The organism is Brachybacterium sp. (genome assembly GCF_052095815.1).
Taxonomy (GTDB): domain Bacteria; phylum Actinomycetota; class Actinomycetes; order Actinomycetales; family Dermabacteraceae; genus Brachybacterium.
In genome coordinates, this window is sequence record NZ_JBQDLF010000080.1 from 1 (window position 1) to 9,262 (window position 9,262).

7 protein-coding genes and 1 pseudogene are annotated in these 9,262 nt (G+C 67.5%); 5 read left to right on the forward strand and 3 right to left on the reverse strand.

What is annotated here, in order from left to right; translation table 11 throughout:
- Positions 1–233: 233 nt before the first annotated feature.
- The 3 genes from ACTH43_RS17975 to ACTH43_RS17985 form a co-directional block, all read right to left on the reverse strand.
- Positions 234–554, reverse strand: a complete 321-nt coding sequence (locus ACTH43_RS17975; protein WP_441446261.1) for a histone-like nucleoid-structuring protein Lsr2 — start codon at positions 552–554, stop codon at positions 234–236.
- Between the two features lie 350 nt (positions 555–904).
- Positions 905–2,269, reverse strand: a complete 1,365-nt coding sequence (locus ACTH43_RS17980; RefSeq protein WP_114306491.1) for a PepSY-associated TM helix domain-containing protein — start codon at positions 2,267–2,269, stop codon at positions 905–907.
- Positions 2,270–2,314: 45 nt separating this feature from the next.
- Entirely contained in the window at positions 2,315–2,947 is a 633-nt protein-coding gene (locus ACTH43_RS17985; RefSeq protein WP_114306490.1) for a DUF5134 domain-containing protein, read from the reverse strand.
- Positions 2,948–3,055: 108 nt separating this feature from the next.
- Here ACTH43_RS17985 and ACTH43_RS17990 point away from each other — a divergent pair, with 108 nt between their 5' ends.
- From ACTH43_RS17990 to ACTH43_RS18010, 5 genes and pseudogenes are all read left to right on the forward strand, one after another.
- Positions 3,056–3,439, forward strand: a complete 384-nt coding sequence (locus ACTH43_RS17990) for a BlaI/MecI/CopY family transcriptional regulator (RefSeq protein WP_096166792.1) — start codon at positions 3,056–3,058, stop codon at positions 3,437–3,439.
- A complete protein-coding gene (locus tag ACTH43_RS17995) occupies positions 3,436–4,284 on the forward strand; it encodes a M48 family metalloprotease (protein WP_096166793.1) in 849 nt (282 codons plus the stop codon). The genes ACTH43_RS17990 and ACTH43_RS17995 overlap by 4 nt, the downstream gene beginning before the upstream one ends.
- A 78-nt stretch (positions 4,285–4,362) precedes the next feature.
- A complete protein-coding gene (locus ACTH43_RS18000; RefSeq protein ID WP_258772473.1) occupies positions 4,363–6,291 on the forward strand; it encodes a cytochrome c oxidase assembly protein in 1,929 nt (642 codons plus the stop codon).
- Positions 6,288–8,627, forward strand: a complete 2,340-nt coding sequence (locus tag ACTH43_RS18005; protein WP_441446262.1) for a heavy metal translocating P-type ATPase — start codon at positions 6,288–6,290, stop codon at positions 8,625–8,627. Before ACTH43_RS18000 ends, ACTH43_RS18005 begins: the two co-directional genes overlap by 4 nt.
- Before the next feature lie 30 nt (positions 8,628–8,657).
- Positions 8,658–9,262: pseudogene (locus ACTH43_RS18010) on the forward strand (tyrosine-type recombinase/integrase); the annotation flags it as partial.

Genomic DNA, 9,262 nt, shown 5'->3' on the forward strand with positions numbered 1-9,262 from the left:
GTCGGTGTCCCGATCTCCGAGGTGCAACAGCTGCTGGGTCACGAAAGCATCGCCACCACCGGCATCTACCTCAAAGCCTCAGCCGCCCACCTCAGAGCTGCCTCCGCCGCGCCCTCAGCCGCCCGCCTGCTTGCCAGCAAGATGGCATGACAGCTCCGCAGCAGAGGAGTCTTCTGTACGCGGCGAAGGAGGCCAGCGGTGGTGTCGCTGGCCTCCTTCGTTGCGTCCCCGGGTCAGTGCGCCGCGGCGTATGCCTCGCGGATCTCTTTCGGGATACGCCCCCGTTCGCTGACCTTGTAGCCATTTTCGTTCGCCCAGGCGCGAATTTTGCCAGCGTCGCTTGAAGAGATCCCACTCTGGGTGCCACTGATACGCCGACCACCGACACGGCGGGCTTTATTGGCCCACTCGCCGAGCTGATCGCGCATCCGCTGGGCGTTGTCATCGTTGAGGTCGATCTCGTACGCGACGCCATCAAGACCGAAGCTCACCGTGCCGGTGGCGTCCGAACCGTCAATATCGTCGGTGAGGATTACCTGAGTCTTCCGCGCCATTCTGGTGCTCCCTGCATAGTTCTGACCTGACGAGCGTGATAGTAGCGAAGAGATCTCCGAGAATCCTGCTGTACCGCCGTAGACTTCCTGTATCGCCCCGACGGATGTTCAGTAATGTGCGGAAGATTCACGCTGGCATTCGGTCTGAGCATTGTCCGTCAGGTGCAACGTGGGCGAGTCTAGGCAGTCGCAGGTTGCCACGTGTAGTGCCCCCTGCGCCTCAGGGGTCCGATTTCAGCGGATCCGGCGTCCGCATCAGATCTCACTGTTTTCACGTCGCTACTGCGATGCTGGCGGTCTCCGCTCGTAGCCGAGGGCAGTGATGCGGTGTGTTGACCTCTAGCTCATGTCTACTCGTGCCGAGCGGTTGCGCTCCGGATGATGGTTCTGGCGAGGTCGAAGGCTACGAAGGCGACGAGGGTGACTCCGAGCAGGGGGAGTGCGAGGCCGAAGACTGCGGCGATCGCGATGAGGATGCCGTAGGCCGCGGTGGTGTCGACCCGGCGCCCGGGAGCGGTAGGAAGCCCGGTACGCGGTGGCTTGGGGCGGCGTCGCCACCACATGCGGTACCCGATGACGATGAGCGTGATGACGGCTCCTGCGATGGCGATGAGCAGGAGCTGGTTGAGCCAGCCGAAGAGGATGCCCATGTGGAAGGAGATGCCGGCTTCGGCGAGCTTCCCGGCGACGGGCCAGTCGGCGAAGCGCACGGTCTCGACGACTGTTCCTGAGGCGGGGTCGATCGCCATGGAGTCCTGCTTCAAGGGCCAGGACCTCTGCACCTGGGAGACCACCCACGCCCCTCCGTCGGTGCTCGGGGTGATCGCCACCGGGTCCGTCAGGCCCTCGGCACGGGCCACGTCGAGCACGCTCTGCGCGGTGGCAGGGACCTCCGCTTCGGCGACCGGGGTGGTGGTCGCCGCCTCGGAGGAGAGGTAGGGCGTTGACCAGCTCAGGCTCTGACGCAGCGCGCTGAAGTTGCCGCCCGCGAACTGGGACCAGGTCAGTCCGGTGGCGGAGAGGAAGAACAGTCCGATCGCGGCCCAGACGCCGATGGTGGCGTGCAGGCTCATGGAGCGCTGGCGCTGCGGTCCTTTCCGCTGGGGAAGGAGGTAGGCGCGGGCGGTGCGGGCGCGGACCTTGCGGGTGACCCAGATGATGAGTCCGCTGAGGGCGAGGACCCAGAGCCAGCTGGCGGCGACCTCGCTGTACCAACGGCCGGCGTCACCGAGATGGAGGTTGCGGTGGAGATCGTCGAACCAGGTCCGCAGCGGCAGCCACTCCCCGAAGGTGTTCAGCACGCCAGTCACCTCCCCGGTGTAGGGGTCGACGAAAGCGGTGAGCTGCCGATCCTCGCGAGCGGAGGGGGAATCAAACGTGACACGAGTGGTGGACTCGGAGTCCTTGGGCGGGCGGATCTGCGTGATCGTGCCGTCGGTGACCTCGCTCTGCGCGGCCTCGATCTGCTGCGCCAGTGGCACCATCTCTGTGCCCGCTGGGGCGCTGGCGTGGAGTTCCTTGTCGTAGACGACCTGTTCGATCTGCGGGGTCAGCGCATAGAGGATGCCGGTCGCGGCGGCGACGAGGAGGAACGGAGCGATGAACAGCCCGACGTAGAAGTGCAGGCGGAGGGTGAGCTCTCGCAGCTCGTCGCGCAGCCGGCGCGGACGGGAGGTGTTGCCTCCGGTGGGGCGGGGCGGGGCTTGGGTGGCCATCAGGTCGGGCCTTTCGCGGTGACGGGGAGGTGGCGTGAGCTGAGCTCACATGAGGGCGAGCATGAGCGCCATGCCTGCGGCCATGAGGAGGTGGCAGGCTGAGTGGGCGCGGTGCGCCGGATCGCGGAGAAGGCGCACGAGCCACCACACGGCGATCACGGCGCTGAGCACGACGGCCCCCCAATTGACTGCCTCCGCCCAGACGGGGGTCGGGGTCATCTCCATCGCCATCTCGTCCCCGGTACCGCCGCCGTGGTGTCCGGCGTGCGCATCGGCAGAACCTTCCATGGCGTGGCCCATCAGCAGCGGCATCGCCAGCAGCATCCAGATCATCGCGGCGTTAAGAATCACGTGGCTGACCACTCCGGCACGCTCACCCACGGCGTGGACAGCGGGTAGGCCGAGCAGCATCACAACGCCAAAGAGCGCGAAGAGGGCGACCTGAATCCAGGTCCCGGCCGTGCCGACTGGTCGCCACACCATCAGCAGCATCGCCAGGCTCATCACGAGGTGGTTCACGTGCACTGCCGTCGCTATCGGCCCATTGTGGGAGGCGTGCACGGACTCGGTGGTCACTGCGGCGGGCGTGCGATGGCTCTGCGCGAGGTGCAGTGCGCAGAGTACGGCCGTTGCGAGGAAGATGGCGGTCAGCACGAAGGACCAGGGAGACTCAATCACGATCCCGAACTCTACACGCCGTAGAAATAATAGGGTGCGGCGAGTCCGCTGGGCTGCGATACCGTGTGGCACGCTGCAGGCGTACAGACAGCAGGAAGCGGTGGGGTCATGGCGGGTGTGAGATCTCGGTCTGCCGGAGCGCTAGAGGCTCTGGTGATGCGCGCCTTGTGGACCGCCGCCGCACCACTTAGTGCCAGCGCGATCCAGGTGACCTTCGATGACCCCGCACCCGCCCAGACCACGGTCCTGACGGTGCTGTCCCGGCTCGAGACGAAAGGGATGGTCACCCGACGAGCCCTCTCCCCCCGGCGGGTCACCTTCGAAGCAGCCGTCAGTAGCGCGCAGGCGCACGCCGCCGACATGGTCGAGGTGCTCGAGGACGCCCAGGACCGCGAGGATGCACTGATGGCCTTCACAAACAACCTCTCCGAGGCCGACCTCGATCTGGTGATGGATGCGATCACCTCACGGCGTTCTCGCCGGGAACGATGATGATCTGGGCGATCGTCGGGCCGTTAGTGACAGGCCTCGCCGCGGTCCCGCTCTCGGCGTGTCTTCTCACTCGTGGGACGTGGCAGATCCGTCGTCCGCGTCGCGCGCTGGCGGCGTGGGCTCTCACCGGCGCACTGGGACTAGTCGTCACGATCGTGGCCGTTCTCGTCGCGTCCGCGCTGTCGCTGTCGACGAGCTCTGCTGGCGCCCCGATCGAGGGGCTGGCCCTGACGCTCATCGCCTGGGCCGGGCTCGGAGGTCTTGGTATCGCGGGGTCCCTTACCCAGCTGCGCCGGGTCGATCTCGGCGAGGAAGATGACGATCGGCCAAGCATCACCGAACTGCTCTCCCGCCGGCGGACAGACTCCTGGCAGATGGGCACCATCACCGTCGTGGAGATCGAGGACCCGCGCTATGTGGCCGTGGCTATACCGGGCACGCCGTCAACGATTTTCGTCTCGCGCGCTGTCCAGCACGCACTGCCGCCCTCCTACCTATCCGCTGTTCTCGCCCATGAGGCAGCGCATCTCAGACAGCACCACACACTACTGAGGAGGCTTGGAGCGTGGCACACGGCGTGCTTGCCCAAACGTTCCGGCCTGCGAAGAGAGCTCGCTTCACGGATCACGCTGCTCACCGAGCTGGCCGCGGATGACGCTGCAGCCTCGAAGGTAGGTCCGGCCCACCTGCGGGCGGCCCTGGCCGCTCTCAACCGCCTCACCCCCTCCCGCGAGCTCGGAGTTCGCGCCGCTCGAGTCAGCGCACTCCACCCACAGCACTGCGCGCCGGACGCCTTGCCGTCTTCGCGCACCCCAAGCGGACATCTGCGCCCCGAGCATCGCTGAGTGGCGCACGGGAGACGTCCGCGACATCGCGACCTGTCGCCCCGAGACCAGTATTCGACATCTTGTAGAGTCGGCGTGGTGAAGCAGAGAGCAGTGGCCTTCGCGCTCGGCGCGCTCCTCGTCGCAATACTTCCTGCGATGGCCGCGAACCTGCTCGGCGGCCCCTCCGTGTACGAGGACATCCACCGAGGGTTCCCCGGAACAGGGACGGCCGTGACTGCCGCCGCGCTGCGCGGTGCCGCAGACCTCGCGGCCGTGACCTCCCTGGGCGCCGTCGTCGCGGTGCTGTTCCTGCATCCGCGCGGGAAGAGCGAGGCAGGCCGGCTGCGATTCGGCCCGGACCTGCGCCTCCTCACTTGGGCGTCGGGCGCCTGGACCGTGCTGGCGGCGGCGAACCTGATCGTCGCTGCACCCGAGTCCAACGGCGTCGAGCTGGGCCGCCTCCTGGAGCCAGGTGCGTTCGGACCGCTCTACACGTTCGGCTACATGCCCCGGGCATGGACCGTGACCCTGTTCGGAGCGCTGGTCCTGTGGCTGTGCTCCTACTGGGGCACGCGCTGGACGACGCTGCTGCCGGGGCTGTGGGCGGGGATCATCGGCGCGCTGGCGCCGGTGGTGGTGGGGCAGATCCTCGTCGGTCCGAACCATGACATCGGCGGGGATGCCGGCGCGCTCCAGACCATCGCGGCAGGAGTCCTCCTCGGACCGGTCCTGGTCACCGCCGCGGTGCGGCTGATCCGCAGCGGGGAAAGGGGCCCTCTCGACGAGGGGCTCGTCCTCCGCGTCGGCCTGGTCGGGGCGGTCGCCGTGCTCGCGGCGGAGCTCGTGGTGACGTGGTTCAAACTTGCCGGGAGCGATCCGTGGGCGAGCGTGACCGGCGTTCTCACCCTGGTGCGTCTTGCTCTTCTGGCAGCGCTCGTTGTCTCTCTCGTGGTGATGCGGCGCAGGGGCTCTCACCGGATGGCGGTCCCGGCCCTGCTGATCACCGTGTGGGTGGCGATCGGTGCGGCGATGACTCGCATTCCGCCACCGCAGTACTTCGTGCCCACGAGCATCCCTGAGGTGTTCATGGGGTTCGAGGTGCCGGATGCGCCGACCTTCGCGACGCTGATGAGCACAGGGAGGCTCAACCTGCTGTTCGCCGTCCTCGCCGTCGTCGGCATCGCGTCCTATCTCGCGATGGTGATCGTCCTGCGCCGCCGGGGCACGAGATGGCCCATCAGCCGCGTACTGCTGTGGTGTGGCGGCTGGCTGGTCGTCCTCGCGGCCACGAGCTCCGGGTTCGGAAAGTACTCCGCCCCCGACTTCGGCGTGCACATGGTGGTGCACATGAGCCTGTCGATGCTCGCTCCGATCCTCCTGGTCCAGGGCGGGGTGATCACGTTGATCCTGCGCACCGCACGCGCGGATCGACGCCGGGCGGGCGTGCACTCATGGGTGACGCAGATCCTGCACTGGCGGCTGCTGCGGACCCTCTACCACCCGGCGGTCGTGTTCGTCATCTTCATCGGCTCCTACTACGGCCTGTACTTCACTCCGCTGTTCGGCACGATGATGCGCTTCCACTGGGCGCACCAGCTGATGAACCTCCACTTCCTGGCCACGGGGTACGCGTACTACAGCCTGATCATCGGTGTGGACCGTCCGCCGCGCCCGCTGCCCCATATCGGGAAGCTCGGCTACACCTTCGCCGCGATGCCCTTCCACGCCTTCTTCGGAGTGGCCATCTACTCCTCGCCCACGCTGTTCGCCCAGACCTACTACGACTACCTCGCACTGCCGTGGGCGAACCTGTGGGAGTCCCAGAAGATGGCCGGCGCGGTGGCCTGGGCGGGTGGGGAGATCCCGCTGATCATCGCGATCGTCGCACTGTGCATCCAATGGGCGCGCCAGGACGACAAGGAGGCCCGTCGCCGGGATCGGCACCTCGACCGCGGCCTGGACACCGAGTTCGACGCCTACAACGACATGCTCAAGAGACTCTCGGACAGGGAGCGCACCCGATGAACCACACCCCCACCGCACAGGCCGCCCCACCAGCCCTCTCCCTGGAGGAGCGGTACACCTTCGACGTCTCCGGGATGACCTGCGCGGCATGCGCGAATCGCATCGAGCGGAAGCTGAACAAGCTCGACGGCGTCAGCGCCACCGTCAACTACGCCACCGAGCGCGCCGTCGTCACGGGCATCACCTCACCGGCGCACGCGATCGATGTCATCCGCGGCGCCGGGTATGACGCCGCCGAGCACGACGACCAGGACGACGAGTGGTCGCGCCGCGCCAACGAGAACCGCATCGTGAGCCTGCGGCGCAGACTCATCACCGCAGCACTGCTCACCGTCCCCCTGATGGACCTCACCATCGCCCTCGCACTCGTCGAGCAATGGCGGTTCCCCGGCTGGGAACTGCTGTGCGTCCTCCTCGCGGTCCCCGTCATCACGTGGGCGGCATGGCCCTTCCACCGGGCTGCCTGGAGGAACCTGCAGAACCGCTCCGTCAGCATGGACACTCTCGTCTCCATCGGCATCCTCACCTCGTTCGGCTGGGCCCTGGTCTCGATGCTCGCGGGCATCGACGCCGCCGACGGCGTGTGGCTCGGCATCGGCGAGGTCCCCGAGGGCGCCAACGCCCTGTACCTCGATGTCGCCGCGGGACTGACGACCTTCCAGCTCGCGGGCCGCTACTTCGAGACCCGCAGCCGGCGCCGCGCCGGCGACGTGCTCGGCGCGCTGTCCGCCCTCGGGGCACGGGAGGCCCGCCGTCGACGTGACGGGGTCGAGACGATGGTGCCGGTCGAGGAGCTCCGCACCGGGGACGTCGTGCTCGTGCGCCCCGGCGAGACGATCGCCGTCGACGGCCGGGTCATCGAGGGCACCGCCTCCCTCGACACCGGTGCGATGACTGGGGAATCCCTGCACCGCACCGTCGGACCGGGCGACGAGGTCATAGGCGGCACCGTCTCCGCGGACGGGATCCTCGCCCTCGAGGCGACCCGGGTCGGTGCCCACACCCAGCTCGCACAGATGGCCGCCATCGCCGAGCAGGCGCAGATCCGCAAGGCCCAGGTCCAGCACCTCGTCGACGCCGTGGTGCGCGTCTTCGTGCCCGTCGTCCTCGTCCTCACCGTGCTCGTCGCGTCTGCCTGGCTCCTCTCCGGTGCAGACCTGCCCACTGCGGTGACCAACGGGATCAGCGTGCTGATCATCGCCTGCCCCTGCGCCCTCGGCCTCGCCACCCCCACCGCGCTGATGGTCGGCGTCGGACGCGGCGCGCTGCTCGGGGTCCTGGTCAAGGGACAAGACGCTCTCGAAGCCAGCGGCAAGGTCACCACCGTCGTCCTGGACAAGACCGGAACCCTCACGCTCGGCGCCCCGCGCGTCATCGACATCCACCCCCACGGAGTCACCGCTGAGCAGCTGATGCGCCTGGCCGCGGGGGTCGAAGCATCCTCCGAGCACGCCGTCGCCGAAGCACTCCGCACCCACGCCGCGACCATGGTCGCCGACATCCCTGCCGCCACTGGGCACATCGTCTCCCCCGGTCACGGGATCAGCGCAACGATCAATGGTGAGAGCATCGCAGTCGGAAGCCCCGCCTTCATGCACGAATTGGGCGCCCACCTCAGCGGGCCGATGGAGGAAGCCGTCAGCGAGGCCGAGCAGGCAGGTCGCTCCACAGCGCTGGTCGCACGAGACGCAGAGGTCATCGGAGTAGTCACCCTCTCCGATGCGGTCAAGGAGGACGCCGCGGAGGCCGTCGCCGCACTGCACGGGCTCGGACTGCGGACGGTGCTGCTCACAGGGGACGCCCCGGCCGCTGCCGAGCGCGTCGCAGGCTCCCTCGGCATCCCGGACGTCCGTGCCGGCGTCCTGCCCACCGAGAAGGTCGCCGTGATCGAACAACTCCAGGACGAGGGACACCGAGTCGCCATGGTCGGCGACGGCATCAACGACGCCCCCGCCCTCGCAGCCGCCGACCTAGGACTCGGAATCGTCACCGGCACCGACGTCGCCCTCAAGACTGCCGACATCATCCTCGTCCGGGATGACCTCTACGCGATCGCCGACGCCATCACCCTCGCCCGCGCCACCAACCGCACCATCCGCACCAACCTCATCTGGGCCTTCGCCTACAACATCGCCGCCATCCCGATCGCCGCGATCGGACTACTCAACCCCCTCATCGCAGCCGCCGCGATGTCCCTCTCCTCCGTCTTCGTCGTCCACAACAGCCTCCGCCTCCAAAACATCCAAACGCTCCGCCCTTCCGCAGGCCCGGCACCTCGGGGGCAAGGAGCTAGGTCGGAGACGACCACGAACGCGCGAGCCGAGATGCATCAATGATGCAATAGATGCAATACTGGAGTGGTGGACATGGGCATCCGTGGAGTGTCTCCGCTTCGACAGCTCCGCAACGTGCGGGCGCTGGATGAGCATCGCTTCGTGTTCGAGGCGATGCTCTCGGGCTGGGCTGATCAGCAGATCAGTCGAGGCCTGACTGAGCGGACGATCGGCGGTCGCGAGCTGGTCGTTAGGAGGTTTGAAGAGTTTGTTGGCCGCTACCCGTGGGAGTGGTCGCCGGGGGACTTGGAGGACTTCACGACCCGGGCGAAGTCTGGGCAGAGTCCGGCGACTCCCTCGACGATCCGGGGGTATCACTCCATCATCCGCCTGTTCTGCGACTACCTCACCGATCCTCGGTACCGGTGGGCGGCGGACTGTGAAGAACGTTTCGGAACCGCGCCACAGCAGATCTGCCACGAGTGGAACACGCTCGCACACCTGGTCGATTACGAAGGCCGCCCACAGCGGCGAGCACTCACCTACGACGAGCTCGAGCAGCTCTTCGCGGTGGCCGACCACCGCGTCGAGACAATCCTTCGGCAGGGTCGAAAGGGTGCCCTCGCCGCGCTGCGTGACTCCCAGATCTTCAAGACCATCTACGCCTACGGACTACGCAGGGCCGAGGCCGTCGGTCT

What these genes read in the sequence shown, in the direction of transcription:
- ACTH43_RS17975 (WP_441446261.1), bottom strand. Translation starts at nt 554, where the DNA reads ATGGCGCGGAAGACTCAGGTAATCCTCACCGACGATATTGACGGTTCG.
- ACTH43_RS17980 (WP_114306491.1), bottom strand. Translation starts at nt 2,269, where the DNA reads ATGGCCACCCAAGCCCCGCCCCGCCCCACCGGAGGCAACACCTCCCGT.
- ACTH43_RS17990 (WP_096166792.1), top strand. Translation starts at nt 3,056, where the DNA reads ATGGCGGGTGTGAGATCTCGGTCTGCCGGAGCGCTAGAGGCTCTGGTG.
- ACTH43_RS17995 (WP_096166793.1), top strand. Translation starts at nt 3,436, where the DNA reads ATGATGATCTGGGCGATCGTCGGGCCGTTAGTGACAGGCCTCGCCGCG.
- ACTH43_RS18005 (WP_441446262.1), top strand. Translation starts at nt 6,288, where the DNA reads ATGAACCACACCCCCACCGCACAGGCCGCCCCACCAGCCCTCTCCCTG.